This window comes from Aquitalea magnusonii (assembly GCF_003202035.1).
Lineage (GTDB): Bacteria > Pseudomonadota > Gammaproteobacteria > Burkholderiales > Chromobacteriaceae > Aquitalea > Aquitalea magnusonii.
In genome coordinates this window covers 1-21,809 of record NZ_QJKC01000024.1, presented here as the reverse complement: position 1 = coordinate 21,809, position 21,809 = coordinate 1, and the positions used below count along the sequence as shown (strand labels likewise).

At 61.3% G+C, this 21,809-nt stretch carries 21 protein-coding genes and 1 rRNA gene; 10 read left to right on the top strand and 12 right to left on the bottom strand.

The window, feature by feature from the left end:
- Window position 1 precedes the first annotated feature (1 nt).
- From DFR38_RS18625 to DFR38_RS18595, 7 genes are all read right to left on the bottom strand, one after another.
- The gene (locus DFR38_RS18625) at window positions 2-1,258 is read right to left on the bottom strand and encodes a GGDEF domain-containing protein (protein WP_110313757.1); all 1,257 of its coding nucleotides are present in this window, start codon (window positions 1,256-1,258) and stop codon (window positions 2-4) included.
- Complete coding sequence (locus DFR38_RS18620) at window positions 1,255-2,475, bottom strand: GGDEF domain-containing protein (protein ID WP_146216016.1); 1,221 nt, start codon at window positions 2,473-2,475, stop codon at window positions 1,255-1,257. The genes DFR38_RS18625 and DFR38_RS18620 overlap by 4 nt, the downstream gene beginning before the upstream one ends.
- A gap of 119 nt (window positions 2,476-2,594) precedes the next feature.
- Window positions 2,595-3,209 (bottom strand): peroxiredoxin, encoded by a 615-nt coding sequence (locus DFR38_RS18615; RefSeq protein WP_059287015.1) that lies wholly within the window; start codon window positions 3,207-3,209, stop codon window positions 2,595-2,597.
- A gap of 234 nt (window positions 3,210-3,443) precedes the next feature.
- Window positions 3,444-3,713, bottom strand: a complete 270-nt coding sequence (locus DFR38_RS18610; RefSeq protein WP_059287010.1) for a hypothetical protein — start codon at window positions 3,711-3,713, stop codon at window positions 3,444-3,446.
- A 114-nt stretch (window positions 3,714-3,827) separates the two neighbouring features.
- Window positions 3,828-5,630, bottom strand: a complete 1,803-nt coding sequence (gene aspS / locus DFR38_RS18605) for an aspartate--tRNA ligase (protein WP_059287009.1) — start codon at window positions 5,628-5,630, stop codon at window positions 3,828-3,830.
- An 80-nt stretch (window positions 5,631-5,710) separates the two neighbouring features.
- Window positions 5,711-6,376 (bottom strand): DUF502 domain-containing protein, encoded by a 666-nt coding sequence (locus tag DFR38_RS18600; protein WP_059287008.1) that lies wholly within the window; start codon window positions 6,374-6,376, stop codon window positions 5,711-5,713.
- A 6-nt stretch (window positions 6,377-6,382) separates the two neighbouring features.
- The gene (locus DFR38_RS18595) at window positions 6,383-6,625 is read right to left on the bottom strand and encodes an FmdB family zinc ribbon protein (protein ID WP_059287007.1); all 243 of its coding nucleotides are present in this window, start codon (window positions 6,623-6,625) and stop codon (window positions 6,383-6,385) included.
- A gap of 270 nt (window positions 6,626-6,895) precedes the next feature.
- Here DFR38_RS18595 and fabI point away from each other — a divergent pair, with 270 nt between their 5' ends.
- The 3 genes from fabI to DFR38_RS18580 all read left to right on the top strand — a co-directional run bounded on the left by fabI (window position 6,896) and on the right by DFR38_RS18580 (window position 9,817).
- A complete protein-coding gene (gene fabI / locus DFR38_RS18590; protein ID WP_059287006.1) occupies window positions 6,896-7,672 on the top strand; it encodes an enoyl-ACP reductase FabI in 777 nt (258 codons plus the stop codon).
- Window positions 7,673-7,733: 61 nt separating this feature from the next.
- Window positions 7,734-8,663, top strand: a complete 930-nt coding sequence (locus DFR38_RS18585; RefSeq protein ID WP_110313756.1) for a phosphate acetyltransferase — start codon at window positions 7,734-7,736, stop codon at window positions 8,661-8,663.
- The gene (locus DFR38_RS18580) at window positions 8,660-9,817 is read left to right on the top strand and encodes an acetate/propionate family kinase (RefSeq protein ID WP_110313755.1); all 1,158 of its coding nucleotides are present in this window, start codon (window positions 8,660-8,662) and stop codon (window positions 9,815-9,817) included. Before DFR38_RS18585 ends, DFR38_RS18580 begins: the two co-directional genes overlap by 4 nt.
- Window positions 9,818-9,929: 112 nt before the next feature.
- Here the strand turns inward: DFR38_RS18580 and rpsT are convergent, their stop codons facing one another.
- The gene (rpsT, locus tag DFR38_RS18575; protein WP_045847229.1) at window positions 9,930-10,193 is read right to left on the bottom strand and encodes a 30S ribosomal protein S20; all 264 of its coding nucleotides are present in this window, start codon (window positions 10,191-10,193) and stop codon (window positions 9,930-9,932) included.
- A 123-nt stretch (window positions 10,194-10,316) separates the two neighbouring features.
- On the opposite strand from rpsT, the gene murJ reads away from it, so the two are divergent.
- Both murJ and queF read left to right on the top strand, forming a co-directional pair.
- Entirely contained in the window at window positions 10,317-11,852 is a 1,536-nt protein-coding gene (murJ, locus tag DFR38_RS18570) for a murein biosynthesis integral membrane protein MurJ (protein WP_059286576.1), read from the top strand.
- Window positions 11,853-11,874: 22 nt separating this feature from the next.
- Entirely contained in the window at window positions 11,875-12,714 is an 840-nt protein-coding gene (queF, locus tag DFR38_RS18565; RefSeq protein ID WP_059286577.1) for an NADPH-dependent 7-cyano-7-deazaguanine reductase QueF, read from the top strand.
- 69 nt (window positions 12,715-12,783) lie between these two features.
- Here the strand turns inward: queF and DFR38_RS18560 are convergent, their stop codons facing one another.
- Window positions 12,784-13,464 carry a pseudouridine synthase gene (locus DFR38_RS18560; protein WP_059286578.1) on the bottom strand — a complete coding sequence of 227 codons (681 nt, stop codon included), beginning with the start codon at window positions 13,462-13,464 and terminating at the stop codon, window positions 12,784-12,786.
- Between the two features lie 164 nt (window positions 13,465-13,628).
- Here DFR38_RS18560 and DFR38_RS18555 point away from each other — a divergent pair, with 164 nt between their 5' ends.
- Window positions 13,629-14,339, top strand: coding sequence for an alanyl-tRNA editing protein (locus DFR38_RS18555; RefSeq protein ID WP_059286579.1), 711 nt, complete (start codon window positions 13,629-13,631; stop codon window positions 14,337-14,339).
- A 78-nt stretch (window positions 14,340-14,417) separates the two neighbouring features.
- Here the strand turns inward: DFR38_RS18555 and parE are convergent, their stop codons facing one another.
- Together parE and DFR38_RS18545 are read right to left on the bottom strand one after the other, a co-directional pair.
- The gene (gene parE, locus DFR38_RS18550) at window positions 14,418-16,382 is read right to left on the bottom strand and encodes a DNA topoisomerase IV subunit B (RefSeq protein ID WP_059286580.1); all 1,965 of its coding nucleotides are present in this window, start codon (window positions 16,380-16,382) and stop codon (window positions 14,418-14,420) included.
- A gap of 153 nt (window positions 16,383-16,535) precedes the next feature.
- Window positions 16,536-17,084, bottom strand: a complete 549-nt coding sequence (locus DFR38_RS18545; RefSeq protein WP_059286585.1) for an RNA pyrophosphohydrolase — start codon at window positions 17,082-17,084, stop codon at window positions 16,536-16,538.
- A 198-nt stretch (window positions 17,085-17,282) separates the two neighbouring features.
- Between DFR38_RS18545 and DFR38_RS21760 the strand changes: the two genes are divergently transcribed.
- The 4 genes from DFR38_RS21760 (at window position 17,283) to pssA (ending at window position 21,578) form a co-directional block, all read left to right on the top strand.
- A complete protein-coding gene (locus tag DFR38_RS21760; protein ID WP_255524408.1) occupies window positions 17,283-17,417 on the top strand; it encodes a hypothetical protein in 135 nt (44 codons plus the stop codon).
- A gap of 61 nt (window positions 17,418-17,478) precedes the next feature.
- Window positions 17,479-18,807: a glutamine synthetase family protein gene (locus DFR38_RS18535; protein WP_059286582.1), complete on the top strand. Its 1,329-nt coding sequence runs from the start codon at window positions 17,479-17,481 to the stop codon at window positions 18,805-18,807.
- A 10-nt stretch (window positions 18,808-18,817) separates the two neighbouring features.
- Entirely contained in the window at window positions 18,818-20,134 is a 1,317-nt protein-coding gene (locus DFR38_RS18530; protein ID WP_059286583.1) for an NAD(P)/FAD-dependent oxidoreductase, read from the top strand.
- A 103-nt stretch (window positions 20,135-20,237) separates the two neighbouring features.
- Window positions 20,238-21,578 carry a CDP-diacylglycerol--serine O-phosphatidyltransferase gene (pssA, locus tag DFR38_RS18525; RefSeq protein WP_059286584.1) on the top strand — a complete coding sequence of 447 codons (1,341 nt, stop codon included), beginning with the start codon at window positions 20,238-20,240 and terminating at the stop codon, window positions 21,576-21,578.
- A gap of 143 nt (window positions 21,579-21,721) precedes the next feature.
- Here the strand turns inward: pssA and rrf are convergent.
- Window positions 21,722-21,809, bottom strand: a 5S ribosomal RNA gene (gene rrf / locus DFR38_RS21935); the annotation flags it as partial.

The following is a 21,809-nucleotide window of genomic DNA, read 5'->3' as shown; positions in this document are numbered from 1 at the left end:
CCTAGCCGCTACGGCTGAACCGTTCCAGTGGCGGGGTGGCCAGGGCACTGGCCAGACAGACCCGGTTGCGTCCCTGATGCTTGGCTGCATACAGGGCCATGTCGGCCAGTTGCAGGCTGTGATTGACCGGGTCTCCCGGCTGGCAGGCCACCACCCCGGCCGACACGGTTTGTTGCCAGCTGGCCGGTAACGCTTCCCAGCGTGCCGCGGCCAGTGTGTGGCGGATGTCATCCAGCGCAGCGGCCAGCTCAGCCTCGGCCAGCCCGGCAGCCAGGATGACAAACTCCTCGCCACCATAACGGAACAGCTCCAGCCCTGGCGGCAGCAGGCTGGACAACTGCTGCACCAGTTGCTGCAACACCGCATCACCCGCCTGATGACCAAAGCTGTCATTCACCTGCTTGAAATGATCCAGATCCAGCATCGCCAGCGCCCATTCGCGGCCGCTGGCGGCGCTGGCGGCGGCGTGGGCATCCAGCTGGCGGCGCAAGGCGCGCTGGTTGTAGCAGCCGGTCAGGGCATCGCATTCCAGCAAGCGCTGGCGCTCGGCAATCGCCTCGGTCAGTTCCCTTTGCTGTTGCTGCAGTCTTTCGCGCTTGACCGCCGCCTGCACATGCAGCTCGACCAGGTTTTCCATCATGCTCTGATTGGCATGGCGCAGTTTGACGGTATCGAACAAGGTACGGTGGAAACGGCCGAGAAAGCGCCACTGCGCCACCAGATACAGCAACAGGCCGGCCAGTATCATCAGTTCCAGCCGCTGGCCATGCACCAGCAGACTACACAGCGGATACGCCCAGAACGTGGCAAAAAACAGGGCATGGATATCCCGGCACGCTGCCATCATGATGCAGAGCAAGGCAAAAATGCCGGTCAACCACAGCAGCAGCAACAGGTGGTAGGGATCATCCAGCTGATGCGAATCCATCACCCAGATGCTGGCGCCCCACAGCAGACAATTGGCCAGCAGACAATCACGCACCGCAGTGTAGTGCTGGAACACGCTGCCCGGATGCAGATCGGCGGCACGGAAGCGGCGGATCACCCACCACAGCCGCCATTCGACCAGGCCGAACAGCAGCAACCACAAGGCCAGATGCAAGGGCTGGGCATGCTGGTAGATGATGGTGACCAGAACAGGCAGGCCGCATATCACCGCCAGAATGGAACGATAGGCGATGTCGATGAAGTAACGCACCAGGTCGGCCTCTTCACGCCATCCGGCCTGCTCCTGCAGCAAGGGAAGTACGGGCTTCATGCGCGGCCCTTCTCGGCAAGTGCTGCCGTCTGCTCCACCATTACCCGGTTGCGCCCTGCACGCTTGGCCACGTAGAGCAGATCATCGGCACGGCGGATCAGTTGTGGCAGATCCAGCCCGGCCTGCCAGGCCACCAGGCCGATGGAAACGGTCACCGGCTGTTGCCGGGTCAAGTCCGACCAGTCATGCTGCTGCAGGCGCAGCCGCATCTGCTCCAGCCGCGGCTGGGCCTGGGCCAGCTCCGCACCGCTGAGCAAGAGCATGAACTCCTCGCCACCATAGCGCCCCAGGCTGTCACTGGCACGCAGCTCGGCGCCCAGCAGCAGGCAGGTCTGGCGCAGCACCTCATCCCCCACCAGATGGCCAAAACCATCATTGATGGACTTGAAATGGTCCAGGTCGAGCATGGCCAGACAAAAAGGCTGCCCTGCCAGGCTGGCCTGCTCCAGCAGCCGCTCGCCCTGCAGCAGGATGGCGCGCCGGCTCAGTGCGCCGGTCAGCGGATCATGCGCCACCAGCTCCTCCACCTTGACCAGGGCTTCATCCAGCAAGCGCCCCTGCTCTTCCAGCTGCAGATTGACTGCCTCCAGTTGCTGCTGCTGCGCCCCCAGCTCGTTCAGCAACGCAGCGTTTTCATCGCGTGCGACAAAGCTGTCGCGGATGATGCGGTGCAAGGGCCAGATCACCACCACCAGCGCCATGCCGTACAACAGGCAGGACAGCGCGGCCAGATACAGCACCGGCACCCCGCTGAGCAACAGCTTGAGCATGGCGCTCAGCACCAGCACCAGCAGCGCCAGGTAAAACAGGGGGCGCACGCTGAAAAAATAGGCGGCATAGGCGGCGGCCACGGCCGCCAGCCACAGCAGCACCAGCATCATGTACAAGGGATCATTGTCGGCCACCAGCCACCATGGCGCACAACTCCACAGCAGGCTGATCAACAAGGTGGCACCACAAAAGCAGAGGAAATCGCGCTGGCTGAGCGACTGGCCAATCCGGTCTGGCTGCAACAAACGCAGCAGCAGCTGCCGATAACACAGCTGGGCACAGAGCATGCAGCCCCACCAGCCCGCCACGGCAGGCCAGGGCGAATGCATGAGCAGGGTCAGCGCCAGCAGGGCCGCGGCGATCATGGAAAAGGGCTGGGCATCAACGGTCAGGCGCAGCACATGCAAGCGAACTGCCGTTTCCACCCGCGATGAAGACAATTGCAAATGGGCCACCTGTTTATCGCTGTTTATTCCGGTATAGCAGGCCCAACGCAAAAACCCCGCCTGAAAGCGGGGTCCGGATGCCGATTGCTGCCGTCATGACGGCAGCGCAAGCAGGAAGATTACAGCTGGGCGGCGTTTTCAGCCAGGTAGGAAGCCACGCCATCAGCGCTCGGCTTCATGCCCTTTTTGCCCTTGTTCCAGCCGGCCGGGCATACTTCACCGTGTTCTTCGGTGAATTGCAGCGCGTCAACCATGCGGATCATTTCATCCACATTGCGGCCCAGCGGCAGGTTGTTGACCACCTGGTGCTGTACCACGCCGGCCTTGTCGATCAGGAAGGAGCCGCGGAAGGCCACGCCACCATCGGCTTCCACATCGAAAGCCTTGCACAGTTCGTGCTGGATGTCGGCCACCAGGGTGTAGCCAACCTGGCCGATACCGCCCTTTTCCACCGGGGTATTGCGCCATGCAGCGTGGGTGAACTGGCTGTCGATGGACACGCCGATCACTTCCACATTGCGGGCCTTGAATTCGGCCAGACGGTGATCAAAGGCGATCAGCTCGGACGGGCAAACAAAAGTGAAATCCAGCGGGTAGAAGAACACCACGGCGTATTTGCCGGCAGTGGCTTCCTGGAAGGAGTAGTTGTCAACAATCTGACCATCGCCCAGAACGGCGGAGAAGGTTTTTTCACCAGCGAAGAACGGTGCTTGCTTACCAACGAGTACGGCCATGCGGATCTCCTTGAGTTTCTTGATATGACAGCGTTTGCGGTATCGGGCGATGCGCAAACGCTGCGGAATGCGGGGGCTTTATAAAACAGCCCGCCCATCATCGGCCAATTGTAAATCCATATCGTGTCGATAAAGTTTCGCAATAGCCGACTCGCCCTGCTGGCGATCCTTATCAGATGCGGGCGGCAGGCTTTGGTTTCAAGCCACCCGGCCCTTGGGTCTGGCTTGTCACGGTCAGGATTTCTCCTGCAGGCGGTGACTGGCACTGGCATCCAGCTCCAGGCCATATACCTCTTTGAGCTGGCGGATGCGCGCCAGCGACTCCTCACCAAACGCCACCTTGCCATCGAAGGCATGCAACACAATGCCTTCCAGCAAATCACCCAGGGTGATGTCGTGGTATTCCGCCATCGCCTTCAATACCTTGAGCAGGCGCTTTTCAATTTTCACCCCGGTCTGGGTGCGTTCCACCACGATGGCCTTGTTTTCTGCGACCTGTGTCATCTTGCTCTCCTTGAATGAATTATAATTTTACACATGTACATAGATAATTATCAAGATAAATAAAAACGGACACCTTGGTGTCCGTTTTGCAGGCCATGTCAGCCAGGAGCTGGCTCAGGCAGCCGGCTCGGCTTTCTGACGCAGACGCAGGTTCAGTTCGCGCAGCTGCTTGTCGTCCACCGCATTCGGGGCGTTGGTCAGCAGACACTGGGCGCGCTGGGTCTTGGGGAAGGCAATCACGTCGCGGATGGACTCGGCACCGGCCATCAGGGTCACCAGACGGTCCAGACCAAAGGCCAGGCCACCGTGCGGGGGTGCGCCGAACTTCAGGTTGTCCAGCAGGAAGCCGAACTTGTTCTGCTGTTCTTCCGGGGTGATCTTCAGCGCAGCGAATACCTTTTCCTGTACGTCGGCGCGGTGAATACGCACCGAACCACCACCGATTTCCCAACCGTTCAGCACCATGTCGTAGGCGCGTGCCAGGCAAGCACCCGGATCGGTGTCCATCAGGTCTTCATGACCCGGTTTCGGGCTGGTGAACGGATGGTGGCAGGCGGTCCAGCGGTCGGCTTCTTCGTCGTGTTCGAACATCGGGAAGTCCACCACCCACAGCGGGCGCCATTCGCGCACGAAGTAACCATCCTTCTCGCCACGTTCGTGGCCGATCTTGATACGCAGCGCGCCGATGGCTTCATTCACCACCTTGGCCTTGTCGGCACCAAAGAAGATGATGTCGCCGTTGTCGGCACCGGTACGCGCCATGATTTCTTCCAGCGCGGCCACCGACAGGAACTTGACGATGGGCGACTGCAGGCCGCTGGTTTCGTCGTTGGTGATCTTGCTCTTGTCGTTGACCTTGATATAGGCCAGACCCTTGGCACCGTAGATACCAACAAACTGGGTGTACTCGTCGATTTCCTTGCGGGACAGGGCGGCACCGCCCGGTACGCGCAGGGCCACCACACGGCCATTCGGCATATCGGCCGCGCCACGGAAGACCTTGAATTCTTCGGTCTTCATCAGGTCGGTCAGCTCGGTGAACTGCAGCGACACGCGCAGGTCCGGCTTGTCCGAGCCATAGAGGAACATGGCGTCGTTGTACGTCATGCGCGGGAACTTGCCCAGCTCGACATTCATCACGTCGCGGAAGATTTCCTGCGCCATGTTTTCGGTGATGTCCATGATCTCGTCCTCGTTCAGGAACGAGGTTTCGATATCGATCTGGGTGAATTCGGGCTGACGGTCGGCACGCAGGTCTTCGTCACGGAAGCACTTGGTGATCTGGTAGTAGCGGTCGAAGCCGGCCACCATCAACAGCTGCTTGAACAGCTGCGGCGATTGCGGCAGGGCAAAGAATTCGCCCGGATGCACGCGGGACGGCACCAGGTAGTCGCGGGCGCCTTCCGGGGTGGAGCGGGTCAGCATCGGGGTTTCAATGTCGATGAAGCCCTGCTTGTCCAGGTGGTTACGCACGCCCATGGCCACGCGGTAGCGCAGGCGCAGGTTCTTTTGCATCGGGGCGCGACGCAGGTCGATCACGCGGTTGAGCAGGCGCACGTTTTCCGAGATGTTCTCGTCGTCGATCTGGAAGGGCGGCGTGGCGGCGCTGTTGAGGATTTCGATTTCCTTGGCCAGGATTTCGATTTCGCCGGAAATCATCTTGCTGTTGGCGGTGCCGGCCGGTCGCTCGCGCACGATGCCGGTAATGGCCAGCACGTACTCATTGCGGCTGCTGTCGGCCAGCTTGAAGGCTTCCGGGGTGTCCGGGTCGATCACCACCTGCACCAGGCCTTCGCGGTCGCGCAGGTCGATGAAGATCACGCCACCGTGGTCGCGGCGACGATGCGCCCAACCTTTCACGGTGACGGTCTGGCCGAGGTATTTCTTGTCAATAAGTCCGCAGTAGTCGGTACGCATCGGGTAACCCTTAGTATTGAATTCTGTATTGGTAAGTCTGAATGTCGTTCAGTGCACAGCCGGGCCAGGCGCTGGATTGCCTAGCCCTGGCGATTGGATTCGTCCTGCCGGCGGGAGCGCAGCTCCTGCGGCGGTGGATTGGGTACCACCACCCCCATGGAGATCACGTATTTCAGCGCGTCGTCCACACTCATGGTCAATTCGCGTGTGTCACGCTTGGGCACCATGATGAAATAGCCGGAAGTCGGGTTAGGCGTGGTCGGCACATAAACGCTGACATGTTCTTCCTCGCCCATTTCCGCCAGCACCTGCGGTGCCGGGGAACCGGTCTGGAAGGCTACCGTCCAGGCGTCCTGATGCGGCCAGCGCACCAGCAGCGCCTTCTTGAAAGCCTGGCCGGAATCCGACAGCAGCGTGTCGCTGACCTGCTTGACGCTGTTGTAGATGGATTTGACAAAAGGCGTGCGCGACAGCAGCCCGTGCCAGAAATCCACCAGGCGCTGCCCCAGCACATTGGCGGCCAACATGCCGGTGCCCAGCAGCATCAGGAAGGCGAACACCACACCCAGACCGGGTATGCGGAAGCCGAACAGCTGCTCGGGCCGCCACTCGTGCGGCAGCAGGTTCAGGGTCTGGTCCAGCGAACCGATGATCAGGTTCAGCACCCACAGGGTGATACCCAGCGGCAGCCAGATCAGCAGGCCGGCCACCAGGTAGCCCCGTACGGTCATTTTGATTTGTGTCATGGGGTGTTAAGCGCACCCGCCGCCGCAAGAACCATTGCCGCAGCTGTGGCCACCTCCACCGGAGCTGCTGTTCTTGAAGTCGGTTTCATACCAGCCGGAACCCTTCAGCTGGAAGCCGGCAGCAGACAGTTGCTTGTGATAGTCGGCACTGCCACAGGCCGGACACTGGGCGATGGGATCATCGCTCATTTTCTGCAGATGTTCCTTGGCTGCGCCACAGGCAGTACAGCGGTATTCGTAGATCGGCATATTTCACTCCAACCATCATCTAAATGGCATAAATGGCGTATTTTTGCTACAGTGCACAATACGCTTTTACTGCAGTGCACAATAAACGCGTGGCCCTGACCTATGATGCAAAGTGCGGTCAGAGAAGGCAAACACAAGTCGCTTACCCACAAACCTTCGATTATATCCGACTGTCGCCGCAATACAAAAATGCTGTTTTCACGCACTCGCAACATCACGCTGCCACGATGACATCGACCTACTTGAAAAATGGTTTTACCAGAGGACTATATGGATAGCATCCGCAATATCATCAATGGCAAAAAAGGCCTGATTGTCGGCATTGCCAACGAAAACAGCATCGCCTACGGCTGCGCCAGCGTGCTGCGCGAACTGGGGGCGGAAGTCGCCGTCACCTACCTGAATGCCAAGGCGGAAAAATATGTCCGCCCGCTGGCTGACAAGCTGGAAGCCCCGCTGGTGATGCCGCTGGACGTGGAGCAGCCGGGCCAGATGCAAGAGGTGTTCGCCAATATCGAGCAACACTGGGGCAAGCTGGACTTCCTCATTCACTCCATCGCCTTCTGCCCGATGGACGACCTGCACGGCCGCGTCGTCGACTGCTCGCGTGAAGGTTTCCAGCAAGCCATGCATGTATCGTGCTACTCCTTCGTGGAAATGGCACGCCATGCCGAACCGCTGATGAAAGATGGCGGCTCGCTGATCACCATGAGCTACTACGGCGCGGACAAAGTGGTGGAAAACTACAACATGATGGGACCGGTCAAGGCCGCGCTGGAAAGCGTGTCGCGCTATATGGCCAGCGAACTGGGCCACAAGGGCATCCGCGTGCATGCCGTATCGCCCGGCCCGCTCAAGACCCGTGCCGCCTCCGGCATTGCCCACTTCGACCAGCTGATCGACGATGCCATCGCTCGTGCGCCGCAAAACAAGCTGGTAGACATCGAAGACGTGGGCATGACCTGCGCCTTCCTCATTTCCAATGCAGCCCGCAGCCTCACCGGCCAGACCATCTATGTCGATGGCGGCCATCACATCATGGCCTGATGCCACGGCGGCCAGCGCAAGCTGGCCAATCCCCTTTCCCGTTCGCGCCCGGAGACCATCCATGACCCGCGATGACAAAGCATTTGACGATATCCTGCAACAAGCGACCAATCAGGGTCCGCTGCCCATGGCCGTGGCCCACCCCTGCAGCCGCGAGGCGCTGCTGGGGGCGGTGGAGGCGGCCGAGCACGGCATTGCCACGCCCATCCTGATCGGCCCGCGCAGCCGCCTGAACAAGCTGGCCGAAGAACTGGATGTCGACCTCTCGCGCTACGAAGTGATCGACACCCCGCACAGCCATGCCTCGGCCGAACAGGCGGTCAAGCTGGTGCGTGACGGCTATGCCGACATCCTGATGAAGGGCAGCCTGCATACCGACGAATTCATGACGGAAGTGCTGGCCCGCAACACCGGCATCCGTACCGACCGCCGCATCAGCCATGTGTTCATCATGAAGGTGGAAAGCTACCCGCGTTATCTGTTCATCACCGATGCCGCCATCAGCATCGAACCCGACCTGATGACCAAGCGCGACATCTGCCAGAACGCCATCGACCTGACCCACGCCTTGGGCATCGCCTGCCCCAAGGTGGCCATTCTGGCCGCAGTGGAAACCATCAACCCGGCCATGCGCGCCACGCTGGATGCCGCCGCGCTGTGCAAGATGGCCGACCGTGGCCAGATCAAGGGCGCCCTGCTGGATGGCCCGCTGGCCTTCGACAATGCCATTTCGCATGAGGCCGCCGACACCAAGGGCATCGTGTCGCAAGTGGCTGGCGACCCGGACATCCTGCTGGTGCCCGACCTGGAATCCGGCAATATGCTGGCCAAGCAGCTCACCTACCTGGCCGCGGCCTCCTCCGCTGGCATCGTGATGGGCGCACGCGTGCCGATTGTGCTGACCAGCCGCGCCGAAGATGCCACCGGCCGCCTGGCCTCCGCCGCCGTGGCCAATGTCCTGGCCCATCGCCGCCGTGGAGCCAGCCAGTGATCAAGGCCCTGATCGCCGTCAACGCCGGCTCCTCCACCCTCAAGTTCCGCGCCTACGCCATGGATGGCGGCGCCCTGCTGATGCGCGGCCTGATCGATCACTTCGGCCAGAAGCACACCAGCCTCAGCCTGCACGACACCCTGCACCAGCAGCTGGAAGAACGCGAGCTGGGCGATGACAGCCGCGCAGCGGCGGTGGCCGCCATGATCAATACCCTGGCCGATCACGGCATCGCCGTCGCCGCCGTGGTGCATCGGGTGGTGCATGGCGGCAGCCGCTTCCACGCCGTCACCCGGCTGGATGAAGACAGCTGCCAGGCACTGGAAGCCTTCATTCCGCTGGCCCCGCTACACCAGCCGGTGAGCCTGCAGGTGATCGATGCCTTCCGCACGCTCGACCCCACGCTGCCGCAGCTGGCCTGCTTCGACACCGCCTTTCACGCCAGCCAGCCCGAGGTGGCCACCCGCTTCGGCATTGCCCGCCACTGGCATGAGGAAGGCGTGCGCCGCTACGGCTTTCACGGTCTGTCCTATGCCTCGATCACCCGCAAGCTGGCCAGCCTGGGGCTGGCCGATGCGCGGGTAGTGGTGTGCCATCTGGGCAGCGGCTCCAGTGCCTGCGCCATCCAGCAAGGCCGCAGCGTGGCCTCCAGCATGGGCTTTTCGGCAGTGGACGGGCTGATGATGGGCACCCGTCCGGGTTATCTGGACCCGGAAGTGGTGCTGTACTGGATGGAACATGAAGGCATGGGCGTGGGCGAGGTGCGGCGCGAGCTGTACAAGAACTCCGGCCTGCTGGGCGTATCCGGCGGACTGTCCGCCGACATGCGCGAGCTGCTGGCCAGCAGCCTGCCGGCCGCGCGTGAGGCGGTGGAGCTGTTCTGCTACCGCATCGTGCGCGAAATTGCCTCGCTGGCCGCCGCCATGAAGGGGCTGGACGCCATCATCTTTACCGCCGGCATCGGCGAGCATTCGGCAGAAGTCCGTGGCCGCGTGCTGGGCCAGCTGGGCTGGCTGGGCTTTGCCGCCGATCACGCGGCCAATCTGGCCCATGCCCGGCAATTGACCAGCAGCGACAGCCTGCATCATGCCTACGTACTGGCTACCGACGAAGAAGGGGAAATGGCCAGCCAGGCCTTTGCCCTGCTAGGCTGAAGCACGGGTCGTGGCAATGGCGCAACACCCCCGTGGCTGCGCCGGCGCGGCAAACACAAAAGGCCCCGCAGTTGCGGGGCCTTTTTGCGTATTCGTCAGCGCTGGGCTGGGATCAGGCCATGGCCTTGATCTGAGCAGACAGACGGCTCTTGTGACGAGCAGCCTTGTTCTTGTGGAACACGCCTTTGTCAGCGATACGATCGATTACTTTGGTGGAAGCGTGGAACACAACCTTGGCCGCAGCCTTGTCACCACCTTCAATTGCCTTGAGCACTTTCTTTACTGCAGTACGGAACGCAGTACGCAGGCTGGCGTTATGCGCGCGCTGCTTAAGGGCTGTGCGTGCACGCTTGCGAGCTTGTGCGCTGTTAGCCATGAATCTTTCTCCTGATGAGCGGAATCTGAAACCCGCGATTCTAAGCCTTAAACTCAGGTTTTGCAACAATAAACCCGCCAGCGTAAACTAGCCGGCTTGCTCAACCCGCCCTCCCCCCAATAAATGAACCTGCTCAAGGCTCTGGCTGCAGTCAGCAGCATGACCATGGTGTCGCGCATTCTCGGCCTGGTCCGCGACACCCTTATCGCCCGCGTCTTTGGCGCCGGCATGGCGGCAGATGCTTTCAATGCCGCCTTCAAGATTCCCAACATGTTGCGCCGCCTGTTCGCCGAAGGGGCGTTCTCCCAGGCTTTCGTCCCCATTCTGGGCGAATACAAGAACCAGAAAACCGAGGCCGAAACGCGCGAATTCGTGGCCAAGGTCACCGGCGTGCTGGGCTCGGTACTACTGCTGGTCACCGCCATCGGCATGCTGGCCGCACCGGCCATCATGTGGATTTCCGCCCCCGGCTTTTACCGCGAACCGGCCAAGGCCGCGCTGTTTGCCGACATCCTGCGCGTGTCCTTTCCTTATATCTTTTTCATTTCGCTGTCGTCGATGACCGGCAGCATTCTCAATAGCTGGGGCAGGTTCTCGATTCCGGCCTTCACCCCCACTTTTCTCAACCTCAGCTTCATCGTGTTTGCGCTGTTTTTCACCCACAGCTTTCACCCGCCCATCATGGCCATGGCCTGGGCGGTGTTTGTTGGCGGGCTGATCCAGCTGGTATGGCAGCTGCCCTTCCTCAAGCAGATCGGCATGCTCACCATGCCCATCTTCGACTTCAAGGATGCCGCGGTATGGCGGGTGATCCGCCAGATGGGCCCGGCCATTTTCGGCGTGTCGGTGGCGCAGATTTCGCTGCTGATCAACTCCACCTTTGCTTCCTTCCTACCCACCGGCAGTGTGTCGTGGATGTATTACGCCGACCGGCTGATGGAATTCCCCTCTGGCGTACTGGGCGTGGCGCTGGGCACCATCCTGCTGCCCTCGCTGTCCAAGCATGCCGCCAGCAAGTCCGACAGCGAATTCAGCGTGTTGCTGGACTGGGGCATCCGCCTGTCGCTGCTGCTGGCGGTACCGGCCACCGTGGGCCTGGGCCTGCTGTCCGGCCCCTTGCTGTCCACCCTGTTCATGTATGGCCGCTTTACCGCCCACGATGCGCTGATGTCGCAGCAGGCGGTGATTGCCTATTCGTTTGGCCTGCTGGGGCTGATTCTGGTCAAGGTGCTGGCACCGGGCTTTTATGCGCGCCAGGACATCAAGACGCCAGTGCGCATTGCGCTGATCACCCTGGGCTGCACCCAGCTGATGAACCTGGCCTTTGTCTTCCCGCTCAAGCATGCCGGGCTGGCGCTCTCCATCGGCCTGGCCTCCTGCCTGAACGCCAGCCTGCTGCTGTCCACCCTGCTCAAACGCAAGATCTACCAGCCGCAAGCCGGCTGGAGCAGCTTTCTTGGCAAGATGGCCCTGGCCATCCTGGCCATGGCCGCCGTGTTGCTGGCACTGCAATGGCTGCTGCCCATCCACTGGGACGGCCACGCCTGGCAACGCGTATGCTGGCTGACCTTGCTGGTGGTGGCCGGCGCCATCACTTATTTTGCCATGCTGTTTGCGCTGGGCTTCCGCCCGCGCCAGTTCATGCGCCGTGAACATTGATCCCGTTTTGACTGGAGTCCTTATGCAACCCCAAGCCATGTCACCGGAACAGTCCCCGCTGGGCAAGACCGTCAGCTATCAGGACCAGTACGACGCCAGCCTGCTGTTTCCCATTCCGCGCCAGATGAAGCGTGATGAAATCGGCGTGGATGAGCAGGCGCTGCCCTTTGCCGGCGTGGATATCTGGACCGGCTTCGAGCTGTCCTGGCTGAATGCACGCGGCAAGCCGCAGGTGGGCATTGCCACCTTCCGCATTCCGGCGGACAGCCCCAACCTGATCGAATCCAAATCGTTCAAGCTCTACCTGAACAGCTATAACCAGACCCGTATCGCCAGCCTGGCTGAATTACAGGCGCAGCTGGCGCTGGACCTGTCCAATGCCGCTGGTGGCACCGTCACGGTCAGCGTGCAGCTGCCGCAGGACTTTGCCGCCGAGCGCATTGCCGAACTGGATGGCGACTACATCGACGAGCAGGACATCGCCGTGGACCACTACGCGCCCTGCCCGGAGATTCTGCGTGCCGACACCGGTAATATCGTCAGCGAAACCCTGTGCAGCAATCTGCTGAAGTCCAACTGCCTGGTGACCGGCCAGCCGGACTGGGGCAGCGTGCAAATCCGCTACACCGGCCCGCAGCTGGACCGTGAAGCGCTGCTGCGTTATCTGATTGGCTTCCGCCAGCACAATGAATTCCACGAGCAGTGCGTGGAGCGCATCTTCACCGACATCCTGCGCGCCTGCGCACCGCAGCAGCTGACGGTATACGCCCGCTACACCCGCCGTGGCGGCCTGGACATCAACCCCTGGCGCAGCAACTGGGAAAGCGCGCCCACCGCCAATACCCGCACTGCACGGCAGTAAGCTGGCCGTCTACAGTAAAAAAGCCTGCTTGTGGTTCAAGCAGGCTTTTTTGCGGGCAAGCGCCGACCATCAAAACGGCACCGGTGCCTCGAATTCCATTTCTTCACGGGTAATCGGGTGGCGCAAAACCAGCCGCGAGGCATGCAACAGCAGGCGATCGGCCTTGGCCAGCACCTCCGGCGGCGCGTAGATGTCATCCCCCAGAATCGGGTGGCCGCTTTCCAGATGCAGCATATGCATGCGCAACTGGTGGGCACGGCCGGTTTGTGGGTCCAGCTCCATGCGCGAGGTGTGGCGTGTGGTATCGCGCGATACCACGCGGTAATGGGTGATGGCCTCTTTGCCTTCGACATGGTCGATTTTCTGGCGCGGGCGATTGGGCCAGTCGATGATCAGCGGCAGGTCGATGGTGCCGCTATTGCTTTCGACAATGCCATCCACCACAGCGATATAGCGCTTCTTCACCTTGCGGTCCATAAAGGCGATGGACAACGCCCGCTGCATGGCCGCGCCGCGACCAAAGATCACCAGCCCCGAGGTCGCCATATCCAGCCGGTGCACCGTCAGCGCATCCGGATACACTTTTTGCACCCGGCTGACCAGGCAATCCTCCTTGCCCTCGCCGCGCCCCGGCACCGACAGCAGGCCGGACGGCTTGTCCACCACCAGCAGGCAGTCATCCACGTAAATGACCGACAGGCCGGTATCCGGCGGCGGCGTGTAGTTTTCCAGATTGTGGGCTTGGCTCATGGCGGCAACAGGGGAACAGAATAAGTAAAGAGCCGCGATTATCTTACCCCCGGCGCGGCTTCACAAGCTGTCACCCTGTATTTGCCGGGGAATTGCCACTTGAAATGGCAGCGCAACGCCATCACCCTGTCATGATCAGATCATTCGCCACCCAAGGAGCCGTCATGCCGGAACGCTTTTACCTCGACCCTTACCAACGCCAGCTGGAAACCACGGTGGTGCGCCATGACGATGCTGGCCTGGTGCTGGCAGACACCCTGTGCTACCCCTTGGGCGGCGGCCAGCCGGGCGACACCGCCACGCTGAGCCTGGCCGATGGCAGCACGCTGGCCATCAGCGATACCCGCCGCAACCGTGAAACCCGCGAAATACTCCATATCACCGCTGCCGCTGCCCCGCGCTTGGCAGCAGGCAGCCCGGTCACCCTGACGCTGGACTGGGCACGCCGTCACCGCCACATGCGGGTGCATACAGGCCTGCATCTGCTGTCGGTGGTGATCAAGGCCGGGGTCACCGGCGGCAATCTGACCGCAGAAGGCGGTCGACTGGATTTTGATTTGCCGGAAGGCATGGAGCTGGACAAGGACGAGATCGAGGCCGGCCTGAATGCGCTGGTAGCGCAAGACCTGGCAGTGAGCATCCAGATGACCAGCGGCGAAGCCCTGAAAGCCCGTCCGGAGCTGATCAAGACCATGTCGGTGACCCCGCCGCTGGACTTGCCGGAAATCCGCCTGCTGGAAATTGAGGGTGTCGACCTGCAACCCTGTGGCGGCACCCATGTGCGCAGCACCGGCGAGATCGGCCGCCTGCTGGTGAAAAAGATTGAAAGCAAGGGCGCACGCAACAAGCGCGTGGTGATCGCGCTGGCCGACTGAACCTGCGGCAGCCGCCATCGCAAAGGGGACCCGCAGGTCCCCTTGTGCATTGCCCATCCGCGCCAGACAGCGACTGGCTCAGATATCGGCTTCCACCTCATTGCCCTTGGCTTCCATCCAGCTACGACGGCTGGACGCCTCGCCCTTGCCCATCAGCATGACGAAGGTGGACAGGGTATGGGCCAGCTCGCCCGGACGCACCTGCACCCGCGACAAGCGGCGGGTATCCGGATTCATGGTGGTGTCCTTCAGTTGCTCCGGGTTCATTTCACCCAAGCCTTTGAAGCGGGAAATGCCCCAGCTGCCCTCACGCACCCCTTCACTGCGCAAACGATCCAGAATGGCATTAAGCTCGCCCTCGTCCAGCGCATAAATCTTGCGCGGCGGACGGTTCTTGCCTGAGCCCGGCACATCCACCCGGAACAGCGGCGGCTGCGCGATGTAGATATTGCCGTTTTCGATCAGCCGCGGGAAATGGCGGAAGAACAAGGTGAGCAACAACACCTGGATATGCGAGCCGTCCACATCGGCATCGGACAGGATGGCAATCTTGCCGTAACGCTGGCTGGACAAGTCCGGGTGATCATCCGGCCCATGCGGGTCGACACCGATGGCCACCGAGATGTCATGGATTTCGGCATTGGAAAACAGCTGGTCCTTGTCGGTTTCCCAGCTATTGAGCACCTTGCCGCGCAAGGGCAGGATGGCCTGGTATTCCTTGTCGCGCGCCAGTTTGGCCGAGCCACCGGCCGAGTCACCCTCAACCAGGAACAGCTCGTTGCGCTCGATGTCTTCGCTTTCGCAATCGGTCAGCTTGCCCGGCAGCACCGCCACGCCAGAGCCTTTTTTCTTCTCGACTTTCTTGACCGATTTCAGCCGTGATTGCGCCTGACGGATGGCCAGCTCGGCAATTTTCTTGCCGGCTTCCACATTCTGGTTCAGCCACAGCTCCACCGGGTCACGCGCCAGGCTGGAAATCAGCTTCAGGGCATCACGGCTGGTCAGTTTGTCCTTGGTCTGGCCCTGGAATTGCGGGTCCAGCACGCGGGCCGACAACACGAAGCGCACCCGGCTCCACACGTCTTCCGCCATCAGCTTGACGCCGCGCGGCAGCAGGTTGTGATGGTCGATAAAGCTCTTCACCGCATCGAACACCCCGGCACGCAAACCCGCCTCGTGGGTACCGCCGGAAGGGGTGGGAATCAGGTTGACATAGCTCTCGCCGCTGGCACCGTCCTCGAACCAGGCCATCGCCCACTGCACGCCTTCGCCCTTGGCAAATTGCTCGTGGTCGTCACCGATATAGGCTTCGGCGGCAAACAGCGGCGCAATCGGTTCATCGCCGTTGCACAGCTCGGCCAGATAACTTTTCAGGCCCTGCGGGTACTGCCATACCTTGACCTCGTCACCGCTGGGCTTCTCCACCGTCAGCGTCACCGCCACGCCAGGCAGCAATACTGCCTTGGCGCGCAGCAGGCGTTCCAGCTCTGGCAGCGAGTAACGCGGGCTTTCAAAATACTTGCCATCCGGCCATACCCGCACCCGCGTGCCGCTGGTGCGCGGGCCACAGTCGCCAACGCGGGCCAGCGGTTCAATCACATCACCGCCGGAAAACACCAGGCGGTGCACGCCGCCTTCGCGCTTGACCTCGACTTCCAGCCGGGTGGACAAGGCATTGGTCACCGACACCCCCACGCCATGCAGACCACCGGAGAAGGCATAGGCACCGCCATCCTTCTTGTTGAATTTGCCGCCGGCATGCAGCCGGGTGAATACCAGCTCCACCACCGGCACACCTTCCTGCGGATGCAGACCTACCGGAATGCCGCGGCCATCGTCTTCCACCGACAGCGAGCCATCCTGGTGCACGGTGACGGCAATCTTGCGGGCATAGCCGCCCAGCGCCTCGTCGGCCGCATTATCGATGACTTCCTGACAAATATGCGTGGGGTCGGTGGTGCGGGTATACATGCCCGGCCGTTCCTTGACCGGTTCCAGCCCCTTGAGCACCCGTACCGAGGATTCGTCGTACTGTTGAGTCATAGCTTGTTTCGTCGCCTGTATCGGCCCTGCAGCCAGGGCCAAGCTGAATGATGTCGCCACCCCGCCACACGGCAGGGCCGGCATGATGCTCAAGCGGCAGCACTGGGCCGCCGCTTGCTTGAAGAATGAGGCCGATCGCCCGGCAAGGCGGCGTCAGTGATCCTGCAGTTTGTCCGGCAAGCCGCAGGCAGGCTGGCGCATGCGCTGCACAAAGCTGTCGTAGTTTTCCAGGCCCTTGAGAAAACGCGACAATTCGGTCAGGGCACGGATATACACATCGCGCTTGAACTCGATCACCGCATCCACCGGCGCCCAGTAATCATTCCAGCGCCAGCCATCGAACTCCGGATGGCTGCTGGCACGCAGGCAGACGTCGCAATCGCGCCCGGTCAGCCGCAGCAGAAACCAGATCTGCTTCTGCCCCTTGTAGCTGCCACGCCATTCGCGCCTTACCCAGTTGCTGGGCACGTCATAGCGCAGCCAGTCGCGGGTACGCCCCACGATCTTGACATGTTGCGGCAACAGCCCGACCTCCTCCAGAAGCTCGCGGTACATGGCCGCCTCCGGACTTTCGCCCGGCTTGATGCCTCCTTGCGGAAATTGCCAGGAATGCTCGCGCACCCGCTTGCCCCAGAACACCTCATTTTTACCGTTAATGAGGATGATTCCGACATTGGGGCGATATCCGTCCCGGTCCAGCATGAAAAAAACCTGCAAATCGTCTAGTTGACCGAATTTTTGCACATTTCGTCAGCTCTTGCCATGCGCCTGTCCACCCGCATGCCCGGCAAATCCACCACAGCATGCGCCAGGCACATGAAAAAGAATTGACGCCGCCGGGTAAAGCCGTTTAAAAATTCAGCGCAATCCTCCCCACCCCTCATCAGGATGCCCGGCCTCATGCAAGCACGTCGCAGTCCACCAGCCTTCTCCGCCCGGCCTCTGGCCATGGTGGCGCTGTGCCCGTGGGCCAATCCGACAGCCTTGTCACTGGGCTTCTTCATCCAGCCGTTTACTGCAGTCGGTCACCGCTAGCGTTGTGCCGTAATACCCGCCGTATGGCGGCTCACGACAATGCCTAGCACAAGGACCATCCATGCAAGATTCTGCAAATTGGCTGCACAGCCACGGCATTCGCACGATCGAATGCCTGTTTTCCGATATCACCGGTAGCGCACGCGGCAAGCTTGTCCCCACGGCCAGCCTGCTCACCACCAGCGAGCTGCGCTTTTCCCAGGTTGGCCTGGTACAAAGCGTCAGCGGCCACTGCCTGCAACAGCTGGTGCCCGAGCTCGATCCCGACATGCGCCTGCTGCCTGACGCCAGCACCCTGCGCCAGTTGCCATGGAGCCGCGAACCGGCCGCCATGCTGATTCACGACTGTCTGCATGAAGATGGCAGCCTGGTGGAGTTCGCGCCGCGCAATGTGCTCAAGCGGGTAGTGGCACGCTATGCCGAACTGGGCCTGACGCCGGTCGTCGCGCCGGAAATGGAGTTTTATCTGTTTGCCCGCCGCAGCAGCCTGGATGCCGCTCCGCAAGCCCCGGCCTGCTACGGCAGCCCCGGCGACAGCCTGCGCCAGCCCTATTCACTGGACCGGCTGCACGATCTGGATGCGGTGCTGGGCGATATCCAGCATGGCTGCCAATGCCTGGGCATCGGTGCGGATACCTTGCTGCAAGAGGTTGGCTGCGGCCAACTGGAAATCAATCTGCAGCATGGCGATGCCATTGCGCTGGCCGATCAGGCCTTCCTGTTCAAGCGCATGGTGCGTGAGGCGGCAGCCCGCCATCAGCTGGAAGCCTGTTTCATGGCCAAACCCCTGGCCGATGATGCCGGCAGTGCCATGCACATCCACCAGAGCCTGGTACATGCCGATAGCGGCCGCAATGCCTTCTCGCTGGACAACGGCCAACCTGCGCCACGCTTCGCCCACTATATCGCCGGGCTGCAACATTATCTGCCGGATGCCTTGCTGCTCCTGGCACCCTACGTCAACTCCTTCCGCCGGCTGGCCCCTTTTACCGCAGCGCCCATCAATGTGGAATGGGGCTACGACAACCGTACCTGCGGCTTGCGCATTCCACATGGTGGCCCGCAGGCAAGACGGGTGGAGAACCGCTTGCCCGGTGTGGATGCCAACCCCTATCTGGCACTGGCCACCACCCTGGCCTGCGGTTTGCTTGGCATGCAACAGGAACTGCAGCCCACGGCTCCGCTGGATAGCAGCGCCTATGGCCGCCCCTACGCTTTTCCCCGCACCCAGCTGGAAGCGGTGGAGCGGCTGAGCGCCAATGCTGAACTGGCCGCCATGCTGGGACCGCAGTTTGTTGCCACCTATTGTCAGCTCAAGCTGAGCGAATGGCAGGAATTCAATCGCCAGGTCAGCCCCTGGGAGTATCGCCATCTGCTAAGCCAGGCTTGAAAGAGCTTGCATGAACCGTGAACACGCACCGCATCTGGCCCAGTTTGATGGCCATCATATCGACTCCTGGCACGCGGCCACGGCGCCACTGCGTGAGCGCTACCCGGTTCTGCACGAAGTCATACGCTGTGATGTCTGTGTGGTGGGGGCCGGTTTTACCGGCCTGTCCACCGCGCTGAGCCTGGCCGAAAAAGGACTCTCGGTGACCTTGCTGGAAGGCGCCCTGGTCGGCTTTGGCGCATCCGGTCGCAATGGCGGGCATATCCTGCACGGTTTTGCCGCCAGCATGGCTGCATTTGAAAAACAGCTGGGTGGCCGCGGTGCACGACAATGCTGGGATGCCTCACTGGAGGGGGTCTCGCTGATTGCCAACCGCATCCACCGCCATCAGATCGACTGCGACCTGCACTGGGGCGTCCTCACCACCGTGAGCAATCGCCGGCAACAGCAGTGGGTACAGGCACGGCAGCGCCAGCTGCAGGCTTATGGCTATCACGACGCGCAATGGCTGGAAGGAGCAGCACTGCGCCGCCACATCGACTCGCCTTGCTTCAGCGCTGCACTTTACGACAGCGGCTGCGGTCATCTGCACCCGCTCAAATATGCACAGGGGCTGGCACGGGCGGCCTCGCAAGCGGGGGTAAAGCTGTTCGAACACTCCCCCGTCACCTCCATCGACGAGGACAAACGCGGCTTGCAAATCGGCACACCTCAGGGCTGGGTCAATGCCGACAAAATGGTACTGGCCTGCAATGTCGATATCGGGCCATTAGCATCCGGATTGCGACGCTGCATCGTACCGCTGCGCTCACAGTTCATTGTCACGGCACCGCTGCCGCCAGCGCTCGCCAGCAGCCTGCTGCCGGAAGGAGCCGCCGTTTGTGAAGGCAGCCCCTTGCCTGAGCATTTCCGCCTGACACCGGATCAACGCCTGCTGTTTGGTGGCTATCCAGGCAGTTCCAGCAGTAGCCCGCAGGCAATGATGGCCAAGTATCAGGCACGACTGGCCCGCATCTTTCCCCAGTGGCAAAACCGGCAGATCGACTATGCCTGGAGTGGGCATGTGGACATCGGTCCGGCGCGCCTGCCGCAGATCGGCCGCCAGAGCCAGCGCATCTATCATGCCCAGGGCTTTGCCGGCCATGGCGTCGCATTGAGTGGCATGGCCGGGCACATGCTGGCAGAGACCATGGCGGGAGATATCGGCTGCTTTGATGTATTCAACAAGCTGTATGCACACCCCTTGCCACTGCCAGCCTCGCTGGAAGACAGCCTGCTGCGGCTGTCAACGCTCTACCACCGCCTGCGCGATACCCTTGGCGTCTAGCCGCCCACGTGCTGACGGCCAGCATGACCCTGCTAGCAGCCCCAAAACCGGCAAACGATGCTAGGATGCCCCGATCAACCGTTTTACTCGTGATCGATCCCGCATGGCATTTCTTCTTGACCGGCCTTCATTGCAGCGCCTGCCGCGTTTTCCGCTGAGCGCCGCCGCCTTTACCACCCTGTCCAGCGCAGCCGCGTTTCGGCATGCCCTGCTGGCAGCCATCGCCAGCGCCAGGCAGCGTATTTATCTCACGGCACTTTATCTGGAACAGGACGAGGCCGGTCAGGAAATACTGGCAGCGCTGTTCAAAGCCAAACAGGCCAATCCCGCACTGGACATCCGCATCACGGTGGACTGGCATCGCGCACAACGCGGCCGCATCGGCGAGAGCCAAGACAGCTGCAATGCTGCCTGGTACCGCGAGGAATGCAGCCGTCACGCGGTCGAACTGCCGGTCTATGGTGTCCCGGCACAAACCCGTGAATTGTTCGGCGTACTGCACCTGAAAGGTTTCGTTATCGACAACCAGGTGATCTACAGCGGTGCCAGCCTCAACAATGTGTATCTGCACAAGCAGGACAAGTACCGTTTCGACCGCTATCACCTGCTGGACAATGCCGCACTGGCCGACAGCATGGTCAGCTTGCTGTGCCAACACTTTTTCAATGACGAGGCTGTGTTCCGGCTAGACAAACCGGTACCCAGCACCCGCAGCATCCGCAAGGAAATCCGCGCCTTCCGCAGCCGACTGGAAACCATGCACTACACCCTGCCGCCCGAGCAAACCTGCCAGCACGGCATGGGTGTTACCCCGGTAGTTGGGCTGGGCAAGGGCAATGCACTGAATCGCCTCATTCTGCAGCTGATCGCCAAGGCCGAGCACCAGTTGGTCATCTGCACGCCCTATTTCAACTTCCCCATGGCGGTACTGCGCGCCATCAACCGCGCACTGCGACGCGGCGTGGAAGTCACCATCATCGTGGGCGACAAAACCGCCAACGATTTTTTCATTCCCGAGACAGAACCCTTCAAGCTGATTGGTGCCCTGCCCTATTTGTATGAAATGAACCTGCGCCGCTTTGCCAAACGTCGCCAGGCACAGATCGAAAGCGGCAAGCTTAATCTGCATTTGTGGAAAGAAGGTGAAAACAGCTATCACCTCAAAGGCATGTGGTGTGATGCACAGCACATTCTGCTGACCGGCAACAATATGAATCCACGTGCATTCCGGCTGGATCTGGAAAATGCCTTGCTGATTCACGATCCGGAACAGCAACTGCAAGCGCAAAGCCATGCCGAACAGCAGCACATCCTGCAACACACCACCCGCATCAGCCACTATCGCCAGCTGGAAAGCGTACGTAACTATCCACTGAAAGTGCGCACCATCCTCACCCGGCTCAGCCGGGTACGCATTGATCGCATGCTGAACCTGATGCTGTAGCGCACCCCCTATCCGCTGCCAATCAATGCAAATAGCCGCTTCTCAGCGGCTATTTTCACGACACGACCCGTCGCAATTGAAAGCAAGATGGGCGCATGCAATGCAAAAAGCCCAGCTCTGTTGAGCTGGGCTTCTAAAGGGGAGTCTGGCGGTGTCCTACTTTCACATGGCGAATGCCACACTATCATCGGCGCTAAGGCGTTTCACGGTCCTGTTCGGGATGGGAAGGCG